Source organism: Chloroflexota bacterium (assembly GCA_026708035.1).
Lineage (GTDB): Bacteria > Chloroflexota > UBA11872 > UBA11872 > UBA11872 > JAJECS01.
The window spans coordinates 22,731-44,428 of the sequence record JAPOVQ010000001.1 but is presented as its reverse complement, the minus strand read 5'-3'; the positions used below and the strand labels follow the sequence as shown (position 1 = coordinate 44,428).

The window sequence follows — 21,698 nt, the reverse complement described above, 5'->3', positions numbered from 1 at the left end:
CGATATGGTTGAGAACCCTCCAGCGCTGAACTGGATGCCCCGGCCGAGCCAGGAGTGGTGATGACGGCCGACGCACCCCTCGAACCGTTCGAGCAGGTTGACACGCCAATCGAAGAGCTCCCCGACCTCTCGGTCGTCATACCGACCTATCGTCAGTCCGACGTCATCGGCCACCAGGTCGGCGAAGTTCTTCGGGCGCTGGACGGCCTTGGCTGCGACTACGAGGTGCTGGTCGTTGTCGATGGCGATGAGGACGGCACGTCGGACGCGCTCGCGAAAACCGAGCACGATCGGTTGCGCGTCGCGGTGCATGAGCGGAACGCGGGCAAGGGCGAGGCCGTGCGACGCGGGCTGCTGGCGGTTGCCGGGCGCTCGCGGGCCTTTCTCGACGGTGGCGGAGACATTCCCCCGCACTGCCTCGTGGAGGCCTATCGGCTCCACGTGGAGTCGGGGGCGGACATCGTGGTCGGATCGAAGCTGCACGCCCAGTCCGTGGTCGAGTATCCGCTGGCGCGTCGCGTCTATAGCTGGGGATACCGGCAACTTACGCGCTTGCTCTTCGGTCTGGCCGTGCGCGACACGCAGGTCGGGCTGAAGATCTATGCGGCGCCGGTCGTCGAGCGGGTGTTTCCTCACGTGCGCACGTCCGGCTTTGCCTTTGACATCGAGGCGTTGGCGCTGGCAATTCGGCTTGGGTTCCGCACCATCGTCGAGGCGCCCGTGATCGTGCGTGACCGGTATCCCAGCACGATCCGACCGACAACCGTCGCCACAATGTTCGTCGAGACGCTGATGGTGGCGAGCCGCCTGCGCCGGTTCAATCCCGAGTAGTTCGGCGAGCGCTCCGGTCCGGCTCCGGCTCGTTTCCCCGCGAGGGGAAGGCTGGGATGGGGATCCCTGCCGCGACGCCCGTGCCTCCCTTGTCATTCCCGCGAAGGGAGACCCTTGCGTGATCTCTTCCGTGCAGAGTAGAGAGCAGGTCCGGTCCCCTCTGCCTTGATGGAAGAGGGTTGGGTGAGGGCGATCGGACACTTGGGCCTGGCATGTCGGCCACTGTTGCAACGGTCTCTGAATGCGGGGAGCCACCGGTCACTCAGCCTGGGAGCGCACGGGATTCGCACGGCCATCCTTCGTCCGCCGGGATTCTGCAAGGACCCGCGACGTTCTGACCGCCGCCGTCGCCACGCGGTAGTTCTGAAGCTGCTGGCTATGCTGGCGTCAGTGCCAGCGACGGAAGGACCGGGTAAACGATGCAGTCGCAGACGGGCAGCGAGGCCCAAGACGGCCTGGCGATCACACTTGGAATCGAGGAGGAGTTCTTTCTCGTCGATCCCGCGTCGCGCGACCTGCTTGCCGACCCTGACGTTCGCATTTTCGAAACTGCTGCGGCGGGCAGTGGGCCGCACGAGGTTTCACGCGAGCTGCTGCGCACCCAGATCGAGGCGATCTCCCGGGTTTGCGCATCGGTGGCCGAGATTCGCGCCGCGCTGCTGGAGACCCGCCGCATCGTCACCCAAGCGGCTGAGACCTATGGGGCTGCGGTGATGGCGGCCTCGACCCATCCCTTCGCGGCATGGCGGGCGCAGGCCACCACCCCGCGCGAACGCTATGAACGCTTCGCCACGACGTATCAGGAGAGCGTTCGCCGGTTTCTGATCGGCGGCATGCACATCCACGCGGGATTCGGCGACCCGGATGAGCGCATTCGGGTGATGACCGCCATGCGGCGCTACCTGCCGCTGCTCCACGCGCTCTCAACCAACTCGCCGTTCAACGGAGGCCACGACACCGGCTTCAAGTCCTACCGTTTGAATCTGGCGGGCAACCTGCCGCGGACCAGCCTGCCCGGGCCCCTGTGGTCGCGCGCCGACTATGACCGGCTGGTGGCCGACTACCAGCGCATGGAGTTCATCGCCGACGGCAGCGAGCTGTGGTGGGATATTCGCCCTTCCCATGCCCATCCGACGATCGAGATGCGCATCTGCGATGTCTGCACGCGCATCGACGACGCCATGTGCATTGTGGCCATCTACGCGTCGCTCGTCCGACGCTTGCTTCGCCAGCACCGGGACGGCGCGCTGCCGCCGGAGCCGCCGACCGAAATCATTGCCGAGAATCGCTGGCTGGCCCAGCGCTACGGCGTTCTCGCCTTCTTTGGGGACGAGCGCGGCGGCGGGCGGAAGGACATCAGCGACTTGACGGACGAGCTGGTCGAGGACCTGGCCGACGACGCCCGCGCGCTCGGCTGCGAGGCAGAGTTGCGCCACGCGCCCACCATCATCCGCGAAGGGACCGGCGCCGACCGGCAACTCGATCTGTATCGACTCCGGCGGCTGGAAGGGGATACGCGCGAGGAAGCGCTGCGCCGCGTCGTCGATCTGGTGCTCACCGAAACTCGCGCGAGCGTGGGCGCGTGATCTGAGGTCGCAGCGGCGCCCGCCGGCGAACCGCTCCTTTAGGCGTTGCAGGTGCGATGCGCCGCATGGTTCGCCCTATGTCACCAATTGGAAAACGGGCTAGGACGACGGAGGACGCGGCCGCACCAAACCGCCCAAGAAGTGCCAGCCGTAGCACAGGTGGCTGGCGACGATCGTGGGGATCACCGCCGCTCCGATCCCCACGCTGCCCGATCCGTGCATCGCGTGAATCGCGCTTCCACCTACCGCAAGGCCATAGAGCGCCAGGCTGCCAAGCAACACCCACCGAATCGGCTCAACCCAAACTGACGCCAGCGCGGCGATGACCAGCCACAGCAGCCACAGGCTGGGAATGAAGTATTGAAGCCGGCGCGAGGTTTCCGGAAACACGCGGGCGAAATAGCCGCGATGCCGCCCGTAGTGCGCGATCTGCCGCAGGTGCCCTCGCATCACCGGCCGTCGATGGTGATAGACGAGCGCGCCGGGCTCATACACGATGCCGCCGCCGCGGCGAACGATCTCCAGGCACAACTTGGTGTCCTCCCCGGGATAAAAGGCGCTGTCGAACCCGCCAACGGCCTCGAACGCCGAGCGGCGGACCATGAGATTCATCGACGGATAGTCGTCCACGGCGCGGCGCCGACCCGGCACATAGCGGAAACGCGTGGGACCGGACACGATCCATGAGGCGTAGGTCCACCCGGAGACCTGCGCGCGGAATCCGTCGTTTGGCGGGGTGACGCCCGGACCGCCGACCGCCGACACGGCTGGATTCTCGAAGTGGGGCGCCGATGCTTCGAGCCAGCCGGGGGCGGGATACGCGTCGTCATCGAGAAACGTCACCCACGCGCCGTCGGCGGCCGCCGCAGCCATGTCTCGCTTTTGCGCCGGACCCGTCGGACCACTAACGATGCACCGGACTGACCCCAGATCACCCGGCGGCTCCTCGTCGAGGACGACGATCGTCTCCCGAGGCGGACGTTTCAGGCGCGCGATTGCCGACAGCGCCTCGTCGAGGTAAGCCGTCTGGCGCGCCGCGACGATGATGATCGACACGTCCACGAATGCTGACGCAGGCGGCGCCTGGCGTCCGTGACCGTCTGTAATTGGCGCTTTGGGCGGGGGTTCGAAGTCACCCATGGTGTTCTAGAATCATAAAGCCGACGTGTTGCGCGGCGGAACAAGCCTGACGCCAGTCCATTGATGCTGCCGCTTCACCACCCTTGGAACGATAAACCCGCGTGAGAGTTGCCATCAGCTTTCCGCCGTTCGAGAGCGCCAAGGGCATCCCGCTTCTCAGTCAAAACCGGCAATATCAGGTCTTTTCGACGGGCCGCAGCGAGGGCAGCGGGCTCGTGGGCGCGCTGAACCGGTTCGTCGGCGACAACGCGACGGTCATCTTTCCCGTGCTGCCGGCGCTGGCGGCCACGCTGCTGCAACGGCATGGCCACGAGGCCGTCTGGCTGGACGGGATTGCCGAAGGCTGGGACTGGGAAGCCTACTGCCGAGAGATCGAGCTGGCGCGTCCCGACCTGATGATGATCGAAACCAAGACGCCCAGCGCGCCACCGCTCTACCAAGCGATCGGCGACCTCAAGTCGCGATTTCCGTCCATGACCATCGCGCTGGTGGGCGACCATGTCACCGCGTTTCCCGAAGAGCCGTTTCTCTTTTGCCCGGTCGACTATGTGATCCGGGGCGGCCAGTTCGATTTCGCCATCTTGAATCTTGCCGATTTCCTGGAAGGTCGAGACGACCTTGGAGGCGGCGTGTTCTGGCGCCATGACGAGACCGAGATCGTCAACTCCGGCGAAGAGCCCGACCCGCCGGTCCGGGAAGCGGTCCGGCCGCACATCGACCGCCGGCTGGCCAAGTGGGAGCTCTATGCCTATCGCAACGGCAACTTTCTGAAGAAGGGCACCTATGGCTGGGCCACCGGGGCGAGCAGTGCCGACTGCTGGTGGCGGCGGCGGGTGCCCGGCGGCCCGCGGCGCGGTGGCGGGGGGTGCACCTTCTGCTCCTGGACCAGCATGCTTCCGACGTGGTCGGTCAGGCCCGTTGACGACTATCTGGACGAGCTGGAGCAACTCGTCGATCTCGGCGTCGAGGAAGTGTTCGACGACACGGGCACCTTCCCCGCGGGACGCTGGCTGACGGACTTTTGCACCGGGTTCCGCGAGCGTGGTCTGCATCAGGTCCTGATGATGGGCTGCAACATGCGGGCCGATGCCCTGTCCCAGGCCGAATACGACATGCTGGGAGCCAGCAATTTTCGCTTCATCCTCTACGGCATCGAGTCGGCCAATCAACGCTCTCTCGATCTGCTCAACAAGGGCACGACGGTTCGCCAGCAATGGGAATCGGTGAAGTGGGCCAGCGAAGCCGGGCTGGAACCCCACGTGACCTGCATGGTCGGCTACCCGTGGGAGACGTTCGACGAGGCGAAGCGGACCATCGACTTCACGCGCGAGACCTTCGACCGCGGCTGGATCAATACCCTGCAAGGCACCATCGTCATTCCCTACCCGGGCACCCAGCTCTACGCCCAGGCGCGCGAGCACGACTGGCTCCGCTTCGACGGCCCGGAGCACTGGGAACGCTACGACATGCGCGAACCTGTGCTGCGCTCGCCAATTCCGACGGCGGAAATCATGGGCCTGGTGCAGTCGCTCTACACCAGCTTCCTCACCCCGCGCTACGTGACCCGCAAGCTGCTGCATGCGGGCAAGAGCCGCGACCACTTCCTCTACTACGTGGTGCGCGGGTCGCGCTACATCGTGGGCCACATGCTCGACTTTCGGAAGGGCCAACTTGACGCGGGCGAAACCGGTGCCGCACCGGTCGACACCGGCGTCGCCGAGCTTCCCGCCAGGCTATTCACCGCCGGCGGGTCAACCGCGCCGATCGACGCAAGCCTGCTCGAGCCTTCGGCGCCCGAAGCCGCGCCGGCGATCGCCGGAGGCTAGGCTTCCATGTGCGGTGGCTAGGTCTCCGGCTGCCGTAGACCCAACGCAAACTCACCGATGAGCGCCAGCCTGCCTGAACGGACGGGGCGCTTGACCAGAATGCCCCCCCGACTGCACGTCAGGGCGTCTGGGGCAGCGACATTTGCCGCACTAGCGCAGCGCGTCTTGGCCCACGATGCGGTCTGGATCGCGCTTGGGCTGCTGATTGCTTTCGCGGTGGCGTGGCGCGTGGTGGCGACGCCGGGCGAACTCACTATTGGGGATCGGGAGTACCCGTTTGCCGCAGAATTATGGCTCCGAAAGTTCCTCAGCGCGTGGGACACGTCGAGCGGCAGCAGCCTCATCAACATATCGCGCACCTATGCGGACGCTCCCTGGGGGCTAATCGTTTGGATATTTGGGCTCTCGACCGAGGTGGCGGGCAAGTTCCACTGGATGAGCTGGCACCTGCTGGGGTTTCTGGCCGGGTATTTCGGCGCGCGCTTGCTCGTTGGACCGAAAACGCGCGCCGCGCATCCAGTCGCGGCCCGTGCGGGCCTCTTGCTTGCAGGCCTCTTTTGGGCTCTCAATCCTTGGATCCTGGCGCGTTCGGAGCAGTTGCACGTGTGGGTGAGCGCGCTGATGCTCCCGCTGCTCCTCGGCTTGCTCGTATCGGCGACGCGAACGCAAATGCCGCGCGCCAGGGTGCAGCGAGCGCTGGCGGCATCGGCGATTCTCGCGTTCACCATTTCGGTCTCGCCGCACTACATGGCGGTTGGCGTCCTCGCGGGAATCGGCTGGCTGGTCGTTGCCTTGGTCACCACGCCTCGCCGTCGGCGCCAGATCATGGTCACCGCCGCGGTATTCGTGAGCGGCTACTTGGTACTTGCGGCATTCATCCTCGTTCCTTACGTCACCGCCACCGTCGCCGGATCGCCGACCGGGCCTGCGTATCTCGAGACCGGCAAGCGCCTGCCGGTGGCCTATCCCCTCAAGTCGGTCGACAACACCCTCTCCCTCACCGGTGAGAGATCCGGAGATCCGATCTTGAAGCCATCGGTTCCAGGTGCGCTGCCGGGCTGGCGCCTGGCAGCCATGATTCCCGCGGCACTGCTGTTGCTGGCGCTTTGCCGCCTGCCGGATCACCGGCAGGTGCTGGGCTATGCGGTCGTTTTCGGCGGCGTCACGGCGCTGCTTCAGATTGCCACCTTCGACGACGTCACCCGCCCAACATATTTGGAGCTGATGGCCGACGCATCGTTCGGTTGGGTCGTCACCGAACCGGGCAAGCTCTCGGGCTCGTTGGCGCTCGCTTTTCTCCCGGGAATTGCCCTTGCGCCCGTCGTGTTCACGCGCGACGCACCTCGCCGCTTCCCGATTCTTGGCGGCGTTCAGACCGTCGCGATTGGCGTCGGACTTCTGGTCTACGTGCTGCCCGCGCTCAATTGGACCCTGTTCGACGAGTCGGCGCAAAACGTGCCTGTACGCTTTCCGTCTTCATTCAGCACCGCGCCGGCGGAGCTCGACCGGCGCAACGCCGCCGGGATGTCGCGCACCTTCCTGGCAATCCTCACGGCGAGCCGCTACCCCGAATGGTCGGATGCTCCGGTCATTCACCATCCCGAACACACGGCGATCACGACCCCTATCGTGGCGCATACGACCCTTCTGCACGCAAGACTGCAAGACCTCGTGCGCAGCGAATCTCCGGAGCTGGTTGCCGCCCTCCGCCGGCACAGCGTTGCCCGAGCGCTGGTGCCCACCGGAACGCCCGCTGGTCGCGCTTTAGCCGAGCAGCTGCATGAGACCGACGGGCTGGAGCTCGAATTCTCGGAGGGTTACTTCGAGGTTTTCCGGACGGCCGATCCCCCGCACCCGTGGGTGTACGAAGTGAATCCCGGGGGACCGGTCGAGCTTTCGTGGCGGCGTGAAGGCATGCACCGGCTCGTCATCGACGTGCCGCCCGGCCCAGAGGCGCCGCGCGAGATCGTCGTCCAGGAATTCTGGGATCCGCTTTGGGTCGCTCATCTGCCGGACCACGCAACCTCCCTGGAACGCTCCGCGCAGGGGTCGCTGAGCGTGCGGCTGGCGCCGGGCGCCCATGGCCGGCTAGTCCTGGACTACGCCCTGCAGCGCGCCCTGGTGGCGGGTCACGCCGTCACATGGACCGGGCTCATCGCGTGGGCCGGGTGGACGCTGTGGCCGCGACGGCCGCGACGATCGCGGGGGCGCCCGTGAAAACCGCGGCCTGGCTGGCTGGCACGGTCGTAGCGCTCTTACTGGCAGCGGTGGTTGGACTGGAGCGCCTGCCGCTCGCCACCCCCAAAGATCCGAGGCTGCCGCACTTTCAGTTCGGCCCAGTCCTGGGATCGGTCACGCAAACAATCGAGATGCCACGCGGCTCGTTGGAGACCATGGTTGTCTGGACGCGCAGCAACGGCGCGCACCCGGCTGCGGCCGAGGCTCACCTGCTCCGGTCGCCGGATGGTCCGCCCCTCCGTTCGGCGGTATTCGAGGCGCCGGTGGGTGCTGATCTGCAGGCGACGCGCATCCCGTTTGCGCCGATCGATCTGTCGCCTGGCACCCTGCTCCTGCGCATTGGGACGTCCGAGGGCAGCGCGGCGGCGCTATTCGTCGGGGCGACGCTGGGCAATGTCTACCCGGACGGGCAGCTCACCGACCGCCTGGGCGATTCACCGATCGACATCGATTTAGCGTTTTCGGCCACCGGCTCTGCGGGCGCGCTCACCCGTTGGCGAACACAAGCCAGCGAAGCCCCGTTTCACCTGGCGGTTGGGCTGACCTTGGCCCTCCTGGCGGGCGCTGTGGCCGGCCGGGTGGCATGGTCGTCGCTCGAAAACGGACCCATAGGCCGGATGGCCGCGGTGACCGTCGGCGCTGGTGCTGCCGCGGCAACGGCGATGGGCCCGCTGCTTGGGCCGATCGCGTTCCTTTGAAGGTGGCCGCGCCTGCAATAGGACTCCGCCAACCCATTCGGCTCAACCTCGCACTGCGCCACACCAATCAACGGTGGTCCGATCAGAATGCCCCTGGTGCTTCTTGCATCCGATTGTGGCAGGCTAGCACTAGAACATTGGTAAGGTACGTTAGTATGAGAGCAGGGTTTCACTCTAGGTTTGTACTCGAGGCAGATCACACCGATGGCATTGATGGTATCTATTGATATTCGAGAACCATGTGCAACTGCGATGCAACTGAGACATGACGATTTATGTGAAAGTGACACGATGGTTCAAGTTGCAAATGTCATCCTATATTCCTGGGGATACCTGCGTATAAGAGGCGTCAACGCTAGCGTAGATTGATGGTGCTTGTCTGTCCGCCAATCGCTGAAATTGCACTGGCGTTGCCTCGGCGGATTCTGGCAACGGATCGGCGTCGGTGGTAGCATCCTGCGCTCGCTGCCGTGGTGCCGACGCCGTTGCGAATCCTGCTGATCATGAACGGTTTGGTTCGCGAGCAGATCGATGGTGGGTGCGTCAGGATCATCGAGATCGCGAAGCAGTGGCAGCGCGCCGGCCATGAGATTCACCTGATGGGCAGCGAACAAGCCGGGATTTCGTGTCGGCAGTGGGGGCTCGAGCCGACTCTGCACACCAGCCGCTGGCGCGGAGGCCAGGGCCGCTGGTGGCTGGCGCTGCACTCCATCACTGTGTGCCTCTTTCTTCCGCTTTCGCTGTGGCGCCTGCGTCCGGATCTGATCGTGACGTCGCATGATCAGCCCTACGACGTTTTGCCTGGCGTCATGCTCAAGCTGCAACGCTGGCGGGGAGTGCGCCTGGCAGTCTCGGTTCCCATGATGATGCGTTGGCGGTTCTGGCGTCGCCAAGGGCCTCGCTGGTACAACGCCCTCGCCTTCTTGGTCGCCCAGCGCCTATCCCTGGTGTTCGCGGCAGTCTTCGCGGACCGAACGCTTGCGTTGGGCCTGGCCACCGCCCGCCAGCTTCGGGGAACCGGATTCCCGATGCGGCGGGCTGCCGCGGTTGCAGCTGGCGTCGACCTGGCTGGAATCCGTGCAGCCGTGCCAAGCCCGCCGGCGGTGCAGTACGACGCGGTGCTGGTTGGACGCTTGGCCGCCTCCAAGGGGGCGTTGGATCTCATTGATGCGTGGCAGATCGTCGTCGCGGGGAAGCGAGACGCCAAACTCGCAGTTATTGGTGACGGCCCGGACGGCGAGGCAATGAAGGATCGGATCCGGATCCACGGCCTCGAAGGCCATGTCGATTTCCTCGGCCCGATTCTCGATACCGCGGAAAAGTTCAGGTGGATTGGTGCTTCCAGGCTGTTCGCACTTCCGTCGCACGAAGAGAGTTGGTCGATCGCCATGGCCGAAGCCATGGCCCTTGGTGTCCCTGTGGTCGCCTACGACCTGCCGGAGCTTCTTGAGGTCTGGGGCGATGCCTTTCACGCGGTTCCCGGAGGGGACATCGCGGCCTTTGGAGCGGCTGTTTCGTTCCTCTTGACGGACGCACCGGTGCGTCACGGGCTTGCCGAGCGCGGCTTGGCCCGAGTGAGTGAGCTTGACTGGTCAGTGATCGCCGAGCGCGAGCTTGAGCTGATCCTGGGAAACGTCGCTGACGTAGATCCGCTCGGTGCCGACCCCTGGCTGGTGGCGTCGCCGGAGTCGCGCGCGTCGGGTGACGCGTCGCAGTCCGGGCCGCCGACTGTCACGCCCGGCTAGATATTCGTCCCTCACGAAAGCCCCGCGAACGCACACATGGCACGGCGCTGAGCAAGCAAACGCCTGAGGTGCGCTAGGCCCCAGTAGCGCCCAACGGTGCCGATGCTGGCGGTGTGCATACGCGCTCGACCGCGCCGCAGATTGCGTCTGGGCCCGGATCGTCCTGGCGGCGCGTCGTTGCCCGTGACACCGTGGTGCTTGGCGGCCTCAATCTGCTCGCCAGCCTGACGTCCTTTGGGTTTCAGTGGGCCATGGCGCGCCTGCTCGCGCCGGGTGGCATGCCGACCTCTTCGCGGTGCCGGCGCTGCTTGCCGTGCTCTCCGTGCCCTCGCCGAGGCTGCTGCAGCCGATAGGCACGCGAGTTAGTTGCAGTCCGGTCAGCATGCCCCCGGGCCCGTTCTGCATTCGATGCTGGCAAACGAATGTTAGAAGATAGTCAATGTCGATCAGCAGAACATCACGGTATAGCTCCGGGAATACACTCGGGTGTAATCACACCGTTGATTTTTGTGTAATCTATCGGAATTCGAGAACCACTGAAACCCAGACGCGACTGGAGCTTGACCGGATATGCGCGAAGGATACGATGGTGCAAGTTGCAAATGGCATTCTGTGTTCCCGCGAATACCTGCGCAAAGGAAGCGTCAACTTTAGTGTGGATTGATGGTGCTCGTTTTTCCGCCAATCGCGAAAATTGCACTGGCATTGGCTCGGCGGATTCTGGCAACGGAGCGGCGTCGGTGGTAGCATCCCGCGCTCGCTGCCCTGGTGCCGACGCCGTTGCGAATCTTGCTGATCATGAACGGTTTGGTTCGCGAGCAAGTCGACGGCGGGTGCGTCAGGATCATCGAGATCGCCAAGCAGTGGCAGCGTTCCGGCCATGACATTCATCTGATGGGCAGCCTCCAGGCCGGCGCCTCATGCCGCCAATGGGGGCTCGAACCGACGCTGCACACCAGCCGCTGGCGAGGCGGTCACAGCCGCTGGTGGCTGGCCTTGCACTCGATCACCGTATGCCTGTTTCTTCCGCCATCGCTGTGGCGCCTCCGCCCCGACCTCATCGTGACGTCGCATGATCAGCCCTACGATGTCTTGCCCGGCGTCATGCTCAAGCTCCGGCGCTGGCGGCGCGCGCGCCTGGCCGTCTCGGTGCCCATGATGCCGGTCTGGCGGTTTTGGCGCCGCCGAGGGCCGCCTTGGTACAACGCGCTGGCCTTCCTGTTCGCCCAACGCTTCTCCTTGCTCCTTGCGGCGCTGCTCGCGGACCGCACGATCGCCGTGGCCCGCGCGACCGCTCGCCAGCTTCGTCGCAGCGGATTTCCGATGGGCCGTGTCACCGCAGTTGCTTGCGGTGTGGATTTGCCGGGCCTCCGCGGTGTTACCCCGAGCCCGCAGTCACCGAAATACGACGCCGTGTCGGTTGGCCGACTGGCGGCCGCCAAGGGTGTCTTTGACCTCGTGGATGCGTGGGCGCTGGTCGCCGTGCAGAAGCCGGACGCCAAGCTCGCGATCATCGGCGACGGACCCGACCAGGACCTGGTGCGGGAGCGAGTGCGACGCCTTGGCCTTTCGGGCAACGTTGACCTGCTCGGCGCGATCGATTCCGACGAGAAGAACCAGTGTGTCAGTGACTGTCGTCTGTTCACGCTCCCGTCGCATGAGGAGAGCTGGTCGATTGCGATGGGCGAGGCCATGGCCCTTGGCACTCCGGTGGTCGCCTACGACCTGCCTGAACTCCTTGAAGTCTGGGGGGATGCCTACCGCGCCGTTTCCGAGGGCGACATTTCGGCGCTTGCTGGCGCTATTCTGTCGCTGTTGGACGACGAAAGTGGTCGTCGCGAGCTTGCCGGGCGGGGCTCGGCCCGCGTGAGCGAGCTCGATTGGTCGGTGATCGCCGAGCGCGAGCTTCAGCTACTCATGGGAGACCTTGCTGATGACGATTCGCTCGGCGCGGACCCTTGGTTGGTGGCATCGCCTGACTCGCGCGCGGCCGCCCGCGTGCCGCACTCCAGGCCTCCGACGATCGCGACCAACTAAGTGTTTGTCCCGGAAGCCGATCGCTCCGGACACGCGCGTGTGGCAGACCGCTGAGCCAATCGCAGTCTGAGGCGCGCCAAGCCGCAACAGCTCCCGATGGCGTCGACGGACGAAGCGCCCCGGACGGGCCGGCCGCGGCGTCCAGCGCCGCCGGGCCTGGATCCTCGGGGCCGCGCGTCGTTGCCCGCGACACGGTGGTGCTTGGCGGCCTCAGCTTTCTCGCCAGCCTGACGTCCTTTGGGTTTCAGTGGGCCATGGCGCGCCTGCTGGCGCCAGGCGACTATGCGGACCTGTTCGCGGTGCTGGCGCTGTTCGCCGTGCTCTCGGTGCCGTCGCAGTTGCTGCTGCCGATCGGCACCCGCATCACAAGCCTGGCCGTCGTGGGGCAGGGGCGCGCGGCCGCTCTCGAGGTCTTACGGCGGTCGCTCATCCGGAGTGCGCTGATTGGCTTGATCGCGTGGCTCGTCGTCGTGGCAACCAGCGGTGCCATCGAGCTCTTGATTGGGACCGACAACCGTCCCGCAATTGTCTGGCTGGGCGGTGCGGTTGCCATCGGCTTTGTCGTCCCGTTCACCAAGGCGCTGCTCACCGGCTTGCGCGCGTTTCTCCTGCTCGGGGCCTCGAACCTGGTGGACGGCGTGATGCGCGCCTCGATCGGGGTTGGCCTGGTTGCGCTTGGCTTTGGCGTGGCCGGAGGCATGGCCGCCTCTGCGCTTGCTGGACTTGTGGGGGTCGCGGTCGTGGTGCTCGCCGCGCCATACATCGCGCGGGCGACGACGGAGGCGCCGGTTGGTGCTGTCCCGGATGCGACCGGAGTGTCGGCACACGTGCGGGTTGGGTTGCTCGCTCTCTCGCTGGCCATCCTGACGAACGTGGACGTATTGGTCGTGCGGCACTTTTTCGACGATGCCAGCGCGTCGTTGTACGCGGCCTCTGCCCTCGTTGGGCGAATCGTCCTTTTCGCATCGTTACCTGCGGCGCAGGTGGTGCTCCCGCACATCATTCGGCACGTAGCCGCCGGCGAGCCGCTGACTCGCACCTTCGCGGTAACTGCCGCGTTCACCGTCCTGATCGGCGGCGGCGCAGCGCTGATCATCGTCGCGCTGCCCGAGCTGGTCTTCCAGATCATCTTCGCCGACCGCTACGTGCCGGTCCCACAGCTCGTCTGGGCCTATACCCTTGCCGGATCGCTCCTTGCGCTCGTGACCATGCTCACCTACTTCCACATCGGGGCCGGTACGCTTCGCGTATGGGTTGTGCTTGTCCCGCTGTGCATCGCGTGCACCGTCACGTTGTGGTTGCATCACGAGTCCCTGACAGCCGTGGCGTGGACGCTCGACGCCTTCCTAGGCGCCGGGGTGCTCGCGTTGCTCGGCTGGGCCGTCTGGGTGCTCCGGCGGGACCGTGCCATTGCGACGCCGTAGTCGGCGAGCCTGGAATCCGGACACGCGCGTCCGGGCTGACGATACGCCGCGGCTGCCGGCAGGTGGTTGACGCTGTCCGGCGACATGCCACGTGACGGCCGTGAAGTGAGCGCGCCTCCCGCATGAGCCTACAGACATCGCTGCCCGTGGCGCGCCACGGGCGGTCGACCGGGATGGAAACGCTCCACCGTGTCGTCGCGTGGGCCAGGCAGCTGATCGCGCGCCATCCGGACGCGTCTGCCTACTTGGCCATCCTCGCGCTGGTGGTGCTGTGGCATCGGGGCCTGATCTTCGACTCGGGCTACCTGGGGCTGCGCGACGACTGGACCACCCCGTTTGCCGCCTGGCAGAACACCGACTTCGCTGTCGATCGGCTCTCGGCCTGGCAGACGAACTATTTCGGTTCGTCCGAGGAAGAGCGGGCGATGAGCCAGTACCTCCAGCTTGCCCTGGGAGCCTTGGCGCTCATTCCAGGCGTGGATGGCTGGCTGACCTCGCGCGTCTCCATCATATTTCTCGCTTTGGCCGGCGTATTTATGTACCAGGCCGGCAAACGCTTCGCGTTTGGCAGGCCCGCCGCCTTCACGGCGGCGGTCGTCTACATGACCACGCCGTTCTTCCTCGATGCCTTCGTCACCGGCTATGCCGCCATGCTCATCAGCGTGGCGCTGCTGCCCAAGGCGCTGCAGGTCGCCCATGAGACCTTCGACCGTGCCCCCGGCGTTCGTGGATTCGTGCGCGGCAGCCTTTGGATCGGGTTGGCGGCCAGCTCAATTCACATGACGTTCATCACCACCGCTGTGGTTGGCCTCTATGCGCTCTTTCGGGCCTTTACCGCTCCGGGCACGCGAGGCCTGCGGCTACGCCGACTCGGACTGGTCGCCGCCATGGGGCTCAGCGTCATCCTGCTGCACCCGGCCATTGCCTTCATTTCCTGGCAGCTCATCGTCGTGCCCTCGGCAAACCAGGTCATGTCGGCCTGGAGCCTGGAGGCCGCCGCCCAATGGATCAAGGGCGCCGCGCCGACTCTGGCCGAGGCGCTGACTCTAACCGGCACGCCCTATAACTATTCCCAGAATCCGGAAGGGCCGCTCGCCGCCGGCAGCGGCATCCAGCTCGTTGCCCGCGGCCTGATGACTGGCCTCGCCCTTGTGGCGCCCATCCTGCTGCGCGGGCAAGCCCGACAGCGTGCCCTGCTGGGCGTGATCGGGTTTCTTGCCCTGGTGCTGATCGGGAAGGGCTTCAACGAACCGTTCTCCGTCATCCAGGACTCGATCGACGGCACGGTGGTGGGCGCGATCTTCAGGAATATCCGCTATCTCACCGTCGGGGCGGGACTGCTGCTGGCCTTCCTGGTGGGGCAAAGCGTCGCCCACCTCGTGGCCCGGCCGCCGAGTGCGTGGCGCAGCGCGGGCGGCATGCTCGTGGGTGTCGTGGTGGCCGTGAGCACCCTCCCCTTCTGGAACGGGAACCTGGCGGGCCATCTGCCGCCCTACACGATTGATGACGACACCGTCGCCGTGATCGACAACCTGCGCGCGCTGCCGCACAACGACCGCATGGTTCATCTGCCGATGTTTTGGCCGAGCAGCTATCAGAGCCGCACCGGCCGATTCTCAACCCAGGGGAATCCCCCCACCGTCGTCCAGCCGCCCAAGCGATCTATCTGGGGCTCGGCGGCCTCCACCCTCAACGGCCCGTGGACGGCCACCCTCAATCAGGGGCTCTATGGACCCAACCGGTATCCCGTGGACCGGCTCTTGGCGTACGGCCGCTTTCGCAACGTCATGCTCGATCCGCATTGGGAGAGCACGCATGCCGGCTTCATCGTGCCCACCGGCGAACCGTGGCTGGAGTGGCAGGAACGTCGGCCGCGGCCGCGGCTCGCGCTGGCGGCTCAGCCGGGTCTCGATCGCCTGGATGACCTGTCCGTGGGCGAGGTCGAGCTGTACGAGGTAGCCACGCCGCCCGCGTCGCGGCTGGGAGTTCCTGGGCGCATCATCGTCGGCTCTCCGTCCCTCCGACCGCTCGTCACCGCCTGGCACATGTTCGACGACGCAGGAGCAGTTTCCATCGCCAGCGGCGAGCTGGGTGTGCGCGGAATTGACGGCGCCCCAGGCGGCGCCGTCCGAGCCGCCACGGAGATCTGGATAGGCGCTGATCCGCTGGACCTGACGGCCAATTATCTGCCCGAGGGGGCATTGGTGAGCCCGGCGGACAACTTCTGGCCGGAGGTCCCGGACGCCACGCGGGAGTGGGTAGCCCCGTACAAGAATGCCTGGTGGTACGCCGATCCTGAGATCGCGGACATGACGCGCGGGCTGCTGACCCGAGCCGACGGCGTGGCCTTCGCGGCTACGGTCAACACCGCCGGCGCGACCAGCGAGCTCTGGATTCGACATTTCGTAAGCCCGGAGGGCGGCGCGCTCGAGATTTTCGTGGACGGGCAATCCGTCGCGCGCATCCCGACCCGGCAAGCGGACGGCTACGGGTATCGCTGGACGCGGGTCGAGGCGCCGACCACCCGCGCTGGCTCGCATGAGGTCCTGGTGCGAACCGATGGCCCCGGACTCAACGCCGTTTCGAAGTTGGGATTGCTCTCATCGTCGGAGATCCAGGCAGCCGAGCGCGCGGCGGAGCGGGCATTCGGCCGGCTTCCCGTCTATACGGTGCTGCCAGACCTCGGCACCACCGACGGCGACCGCACGTTCCGGCTGGCACGGTCGGGCCCCTACACCGTGCGACTCGCCGCTGTGCCGGGCCTGCAGCCGACGGTCGGCATCGACGGGTCGCTGGTGCCGCTGGCACGCACGAGCACCGAGTTGGGCTATGACATCCTTGAAGGCAGCGTGGACCTCGAGGCTGGTCCGCACCGTCTCACGCTACAGGCGCCGCCGCCGCCCGAGCCGGTCGTCCGCGTGAGCCACCGACTCCCGGAGGCCACGGAGTATCAGCCCTGCGACACCGCCATATGCGCCGGGGCTGTGCGCGTGGAAGTTACGGTGCCGTCCGACGGACGCACCGTTGCCATCAGTGGACGCGTCACCACCGGCGTCGACGGCGTCAATGTGATCGGCGCCCAGGCATACCCCTACGTCGCGCATGCGATGCACCAAGAGCTGGCCAATCGGCACGACAGGTTCGTGGAGGTCGAGGTGCCGCTGGATGCCGGGTCTCCCGTCGCCACGCTTGACGTGCAACACCTGCGCGAAGGACTGACGGGTCTGGAGTTCGAGCTGCTCGACGTCGCGGTCTCCCCGCTGCCGCATGGCCTGTCCATCGTCCTCGAGCATGCGCCGCAGTCGCGGTCGCACGCCGGGGGCGGGCTTGCCCTAACGGGCGAAGGGGCGGGATGGGCATCCGCCGAATACCAGGGCCAGCCGCGTGAGCAACTCGTCCGGTTCGACGAGCGCTTCGATCCGCGCTGGGTGCTCCACGTCAACGACGATGAGGTCAGCCCCGAGCATCACGTCGTCGTCGACGGGCACTTCAATGGCTGGTTCGTGGACTTGGCGCCCGGGGACGTGGTGACGGCGACGTTCACGCCGAACTTCGGCTATTTCTGGATTCTGATGGTGAACCTTGGATTTCTCGTCGGCATGCCGGTCATCGGTTGGGCGCCGATGCCGCGCCGGTGGTGGCGGCGGTGACTGTGAGACGACGCCGGCCCGTCGTCCCGGCAGTTTGGATCGTGGCCGTGGCCCTCAGCGTGGCCGCCGCCGTTGGCTGGCCGGCGGGACCCCTGGTCGTCGGTGGCGTGGACGGTGAGCCTTTCGAGATTGGACCGTTGCTCCCGGGGTGGAGCATGCGGCAGGCGATCAGCCCCGAGCGTGGGCCGGAGCTGTTTGTGGGATTTCAGGCGCGCCCGACCGCATCGGTCGCGGCGCCGCCAACGCTCGAAGTGCGGCTCGAGCGTGGCGACTCCGTGGAGTGGGCCGATCGGCTGCGCCTCACCGGCTCGGGCATGGCGGAATATGTGGCCACGTTCCCCGTGCCAACCGAGAGTGACGGCTACACATTGGCCGTACGCGTACTCGACGCGCCCGGCGGCGGAGTGGTGCTGCGGGGCGTCGACATCGGTGATCCAAACGCAAGATCGCAACTCACCATCATGGGTCAGCCGCTGCGGGGGTTTCTTGCGTTGGGCCACCGGATGTTTCAACGTCTGCCGCCCGCGCTCCATCTGGAGGCCATCGTGGCGGCCTTGGAACAGCGGGCGCTTGCCGTTGCTGCCGGTGTCGCCGTGCTGGCGGCATTGGTCGGCGCGGCGGCGGCCATGCTCGTCGCAAGCATGTACGGGCGATTCGCGGCGGCTGCCACGACGCTCGCCGGCCTCGCCGCGCTGGTGGTGTGGCTCTTCATGGCTACGGCGCATCTCAGCGTGCCGCTCAATACGGGAACTCACATTGGAATCCTGAGTGGTCTGACGCCGACCGGCATCGCCGCCATGCTCGCGTTTCCCATCGTGGTGATCGCTGGGTTGACCGTCATCGTCGTCGCGGCGCCTCGGGCAGCCGTCGCCAGCGTCGTCAGTGTCGCTCGGGGCTTGTGGCTTGCAACAGTCGCCGCGATCCGACATTGGTATCTCGCTCCCATCCCTCTCGGGGGCGCGGCGGCTGCGGCCGTCACGCAGGAGGCCTATGACGTGGCGACGGCCTTGGCCTTCCTGACCGGCGCCTGGGCGCTACTGGGCACGGCGACACGGGCGGCCGCCTCCCGGCTACGCGGCGGACGGCTTGCTGATGAGGAAGTCCTCGAGCGCTAGATAGGCGAGGTCGCTCTCGAGGAGGGTGCGCAGCGCGTCGTCCGGTGAGTTCACCATCGGGTCGCCGTGCAAGTTCAGGCTGGTATTGAGCACGGCGCCGATCCCGGTGCGATCGCGAAAGCGCTCAATCAGGCGGTAATACTCCGGATTCGCTCGGCGCTCGAGAATCTGCGCCCGGCAGGAGCGGTCGTAGGGATGCGTCCCGGCGGCGATCTCGTGCCAGCGGTCCGGCACGGTGTCGAAGGCGAGCATCATGTGGGGCGACGTCGGGGCCGGCGGCGTTTGCAGATAGGTCGATGCCGCCTCGTCGAGAACCGTGGCGGCAAAGGGCATCCAGAAGTCGCGGCTCTTGATGCGCTTGTTGATCTCGCGCACGCTGTCGTGCCGCGAGGGATCGGCGAGGATGGACCGATTGCCCAGAGCGCGGGCGCCCCACTCCATGCGCCCGCGAAAGCGCGCGACGACGTGGCCCTTCGCCAGCAAGGCCGCGGTGCGGTCGGCAATGTCCTTGGGACGCTCCACGCGGAGCCCGTGCTCGCCGGCGGCTCGATCGACGGTCGGCCTGATGTCGGCGTTGCTCCAGCCCGGCCCAAGGTAGAGGTGATTGGCCTGCTGAAACTGCGGTTGGCGCCCGGCCACGGTACAGGCGTCCATGTAGCCGAGGAATGCCGCACCGACGGCGCAGGACTCGTCGCCACAGCTGGGAATCGGCGTGACCGAGTTGGCCCAGTCCTGTTGAGCGATCTGCATGTTGGCCTTGACGTTCATGAAAACCCCGCCGCCCAGCCCGATGTCCACGCCTTCGCGGTCGAGACCCAGATGCCGCACCCAGGCCGACATCCATTCCAGAATGGTCTCCTCGCACAGGCGCTGCACCGCCCCGCACTGTGCGTCGAACCTGAACTCCCGCAGGTAGTCGCCAATGAATCGATGCACTAGACGCGTGCCCCGCGAGGCCGCCATGGTCGGCGCGCCAGACCGGTCCTTCGCCACCCAGAGCAGGGATCGCAGGCGCTGATAACACGCGTCGCGCGCGCCGGCGTGCGCGTAGGGCGCCATGCCCATGACCTTGAATTCGTCCTGGTGCGGCGTCATCCGCAGGTGGCCGGTCACTCCGGCGTAGACGTGACCGAGCGAGGCATTGCGGGACACCGCGCCGAGTCGCTCCGGCGGCTGGCCGTTGCGGTACCACGCGACCGCTCCGCTCAAGCCGTCGCCCTCGCCATCCAGGGTGAAGGCCAGGGTCGGCTCGGGGCCGATCAGCGGAGCCAACGCCATGGCATGCGCGGTGTGGTGGTCGTAGAACACCATCCGCTCGGCATCGGCCCCGGTTGCGTCGACAACCGCGGCGGCGCGTGCGCGCTGGAGGACTGACCGGCCAAGCCGGCGGGCCGCATCGGAGGGCAGGGTGAGGGCTCGGCTTGCTGGCCAGAGCCGCTCAATCGACGCCAGCAGGCTCCACCCAGCGCCGTATAGGTCATAGAACCGCCGTGTCGCCTGTGACGCCGGCACGTCGTCGACGGTCGGCATGATCCCGTCCTGGGTGCTGATCGCGATCAGGTCAACGTCATCGATCGTGTGGCCCGCCGTCGCCAACACTGCTTCGACTGCGTGCAGCGGAATGCCTGCTTGGTTCTTCTTGCGCGTCAGGCGCTCTTCGGCGCAGGCCGCGCGGAGTTCGCCATCGACGACGAGGGCGGCCGCGGCCACCATTCCGTCGTGAATGCCAAGCGTGATGATTGGCGTGTTGGTCATTGGCGACGATTCAGATCCGGGCCGACCGCGCGTCGAGCACTCATCCGTGCGGCAGCGCCGCCGGAGATCCGGATCGCGCGTCGCGACGGCGACCTGGACCGTCGCGGCACTGTGCCCAAGCGAGCCGTCAGCGTGGGTGCACCGTCACGGCCCAAACGCCGACCCGGCCCACGGGCCGGCCATGCCCGCAGCATGCGGCGGCGCTCGATGCCTGGGATTTGGTGAATTGCACATCGCCTGGATAGACGCGGCCATGGCCGGGCGGCGTCAGGCCATCCCGGCCGGCGGTGTTCCTTCAGTTATCGTACCAACGCTGCCCCGTCTAGCACCTATGCCGAGGGGTAGGAGGACCGCCAGTCGCACCGGTCGGCGTCCACGACGCCCACCGCCGTTCTGCTAGCTTCACGAGCTTCGTGGATAGGCAGGGCCCGGAACCATACGCATTCTCCTGATCGTGAACGGCATCGCCGGACAAGAGGCCGTCGGCGTGGCCGGCGGGGACATTCGGATCATCGAAGTCGCGAAGCATTGGGCCCAGGCCGGCCATGAGATTCACCTCATGGGCAGTGTGGCGAGCACTGATTTGTTCGAGAGGCGTGGCCTCACGGTCCAGCCGCACATTGTTGCCTGGCACGGTGGCGAGAGCCGGTGGTCATTCATGCTGCGTGCCCTGACTGTGTGCCTCCGGCTCCCGCGGTCGCTCCTGCGCCTGCGGCCGGACGTGATCGTGAGCGCCAACGAACAGCTCTACGACACCCTGCCCGGATTGATACTCAAGCTCTGGTACCGAAGGCGCGTGCGCTGGGCAGTTGTGGCGCACAACATCCCGGCATGGAGGTTCTGGCAACGCGAGGGCCATCATTGGTACCAATCCCTGGCGTTCCTCGTTTCCGAGCGGCTATCGCTACTCGTGGCAGCGCCGGGAGCCAACCGCGTGCTCGCGGTGTCACCCGCCACGACTCGACAACTCTACGGCTTGGGGTTCCCAAAGAGCCGCGTCGTCGGCGTTCCCTGCGGCGTGGACTTGACCGCGCTGGACGCCATCGCTCGAACAACGCAGGCACGGAGGTATGACGCGGCGACGTTCATGCGCGTCTCGGCTGAAAAGGGAGTATTCGCGCTCATCGACGCCTGGAAGCTCGTCGTGGCGGCGGCGCCAAACGCCAGGCTGGCGATCATCGGTGGCGGCATAGACATAGAAGCCGCCCAAGCGCGAGTTCGCGCGCTCGGACTCGACGGCAACATCGACTTCTTGGGGCTGATTCTCGATGCCACCAAGGCCTTTACCACCCTTCGCACCGCCCGGCTCTTCGTGCACCCGTCGTTCAAAGAGAACTGGGCCATCGCGATCGGTGAAGCGATGGCGCTGGGCATGCCCGTGATCGCCTTCGATCTGCCGGAGCTCAGAGAGGTCTGGGGCGAGGCCTTCCGCGCCGTTCCGAAGGGCGACACGTTGGCGTTTGCCGACGAGATCTTGTCGCTTCTGGCGGACGACGCCGGGCGCCGGGACCTTGCCGAGCGAGGACGGGCCCGCGTGCGCTCGCTGGACTGGGCCGACATCGCCGAGCGCGAGCTCGCGGCGATTGCGGACCATCGGACGTAGCCGACCCCCGTCGCAAGACCGGCGGATGCCTCCGCCCTGTGGTGCCGCCG

At 66.5% G+C, this 21,698-nt stretch carries 13 protein-coding genes; 11 read left to right on the top strand and 2 right to left on the bottom strand.

Annotated features, from left to right (window positions below; genetic code table 11):
• The first annotated feature begins 60 nt into the window (after positions 1 to 60).
• Both OXG33_00165 and OXG33_00160 read left to right on the top strand, forming a co-directional pair.
• Positions 61 to 831, top strand: coding sequence for a glycosyltransferase family 2 protein (locus OXG33_00165; GenBank protein ID MCY4112343.1), 771 nt, complete (start codon positions 61 to 63; stop codon positions 829 to 831).
• 419 nt (positions 832 to 1,250) lie between these two features.
• A complete protein-coding gene (locus tag OXG33_00160) occupies positions 1,251 to 2,417 on the top strand; it encodes a carboxylate-amine ligase (GenBank protein MCY4112342.1) in 1,167 nt (388 codons plus the stop codon).
• A gap of 99 nt (positions 2,418 to 2,516) precedes the next feature.
• On the opposite strand, the gene OXG33_00155 is transcribed toward OXG33_00160, so the two are convergent.
• Positions 2,517 to 3,473: a glycosyltransferase gene (locus OXG33_00155; protein ID MCY4112341.1), complete on the bottom strand. Its 957-nt coding sequence runs from the start codon at positions 3,471 to 3,473 to the stop codon at positions 2,517 to 2,519.
• 185 nt (positions 3,474 to 3,658) lie between these two features.
• Here OXG33_00155 and OXG33_00150 point away from each other — a divergent pair, with 185 nt between their 5' ends.
• From OXG33_00150 to OXG33_00115, 8 genes are all read left to right on the top strand, one after another.
• Positions 3,659 to 5,383: a B12-binding domain-containing radical SAM protein gene (locus OXG33_00150; GenBank protein MCY4112340.1), complete on the top strand. Its 1,725-nt coding sequence runs from the start codon at positions 3,659 to 3,661 to the stop codon at positions 5,381 to 5,383.
• A 165-nt stretch (positions 5,384 to 5,548) separates the two neighbouring features.
• The gene (locus OXG33_00145) at positions 5,549 to 7,600 is read left to right on the top strand and encodes a hypothetical protein (GenBank protein MCY4112339.1); all 2,052 of its coding nucleotides are present in this window, start codon (positions 5,549 to 5,551) and stop codon (positions 7,598 to 7,600) included.
• The gene (locus OXG33_00140) at positions 7,597 to 8,319 is read left to right on the top strand and encodes a hypothetical protein (protein MCY4112338.1); all 723 of its coding nucleotides are present in this window, start codon (positions 7,597 to 7,599) and stop codon (positions 8,317 to 8,319) included. Before OXG33_00145 ends, OXG33_00140 begins: the two co-directional genes overlap by 4 nt.
• Before the next feature lie 473 nt (positions 8,320 to 8,792).
• Positions 8,793 to 10,064 carry a glycosyltransferase family 4 protein gene (locus OXG33_00135; protein MCY4112337.1) on the top strand — a complete coding sequence of 424 codons (1,272 nt, stop codon included), beginning with the start codon at positions 8,793 to 8,795 and terminating at the stop codon, positions 10,062 to 10,064.
• A 798-nt stretch (positions 10,065 to 10,862) separates the two neighbouring features.
• Positions 10,863 to 12,101, top strand: coding sequence for a glycosyltransferase (locus tag OXG33_00130; GenBank protein ID MCY4112336.1), 1,239 nt, complete (start codon positions 10,863 to 10,865; stop codon positions 12,099 to 12,101).
• Between the two features lie 197 nt (positions 12,102 to 12,298).
• Positions 12,299 to 13,525, top strand: a complete 1,227-nt coding sequence (locus OXG33_00125; GenBank protein ID MCY4112335.1) for a hypothetical protein — start codon at positions 12,299 to 12,301, stop codon at positions 13,523 to 13,525.
• Between the two features lie 122 nt (positions 13,526 to 13,647).
• A complete protein-coding gene (locus OXG33_00120; protein ID MCY4112334.1) occupies positions 13,648 to 17,175 on the top strand; it encodes a hypothetical protein in 3,528 nt (1,175 codons plus the stop codon).
• A 2-nt stretch (positions 17,176 to 17,177) separates the two neighbouring features.
• Entirely contained in the window at positions 17,178 to 18,290 is a 1,113-nt protein-coding gene (locus OXG33_00115) for a hypothetical protein (GenBank protein MCY4112333.1), read from the top strand.
• Here OXG33_00115 and OXG33_00110 read toward each other — a convergent pair.
• A complete protein-coding gene (locus OXG33_00110) occupies positions 18,246 to 20,045 on the bottom strand; it encodes a hypothetical protein (protein MCY4112332.1) in 1,800 nt (599 codons plus the stop codon). The two genes, OXG33_00115 and OXG33_00110, sit on opposite strands and share 45 nt — an antisense overlap.
• Before the next feature lie 454 nt (positions 20,046 to 20,499).
• On the opposite strand from OXG33_00110, the gene OXG33_00105 reads away from it, so the two are divergent.
• Entirely contained in the window at positions 20,500 to 21,648 is a 1,149-nt protein-coding gene (locus OXG33_00105) for a glycosyltransferase family 4 protein (protein ID MCY4112331.1), read from the top strand.
• Positions 21,649 to 21,698 lie beyond the last annotated feature (50 nt).

Coding starts and splice junctions, on each gene's coding strand:
- OXG33_00110 (MCY4112332.1), bottom strand. CDS start 20,045: ATGACCAACACGCCAATCATCACGCTTGGCATTCACGACGGAATGGTG.
- OXG33_00120 (MCY4112334.1), top strand. CDS start 13,648: ATGAGCCTACAGACATCGCTGCCCGTGGCGCGCCACGGGCGGTCGACC.
- OXG33_00165 (MCY4112343.1), top strand. CDS start 61: ATGACGGCCGACGCACCCCTCGAACCGTTCGAGCAGGTTGACACGCCA.
- OXG33_00160 (MCY4112342.1), top strand. CDS start 1,251: ATGCAGTCGCAGACGGGCAGCGAGGCCCAAGACGGCCTGGCGATCACA.
- OXG33_00130 (MCY4112336.1), top strand. CDS start 10,863: ATGAACGGTTTGGTTCGCGAGCAAGTCGACGGCGGGTGCGTCAGGATC.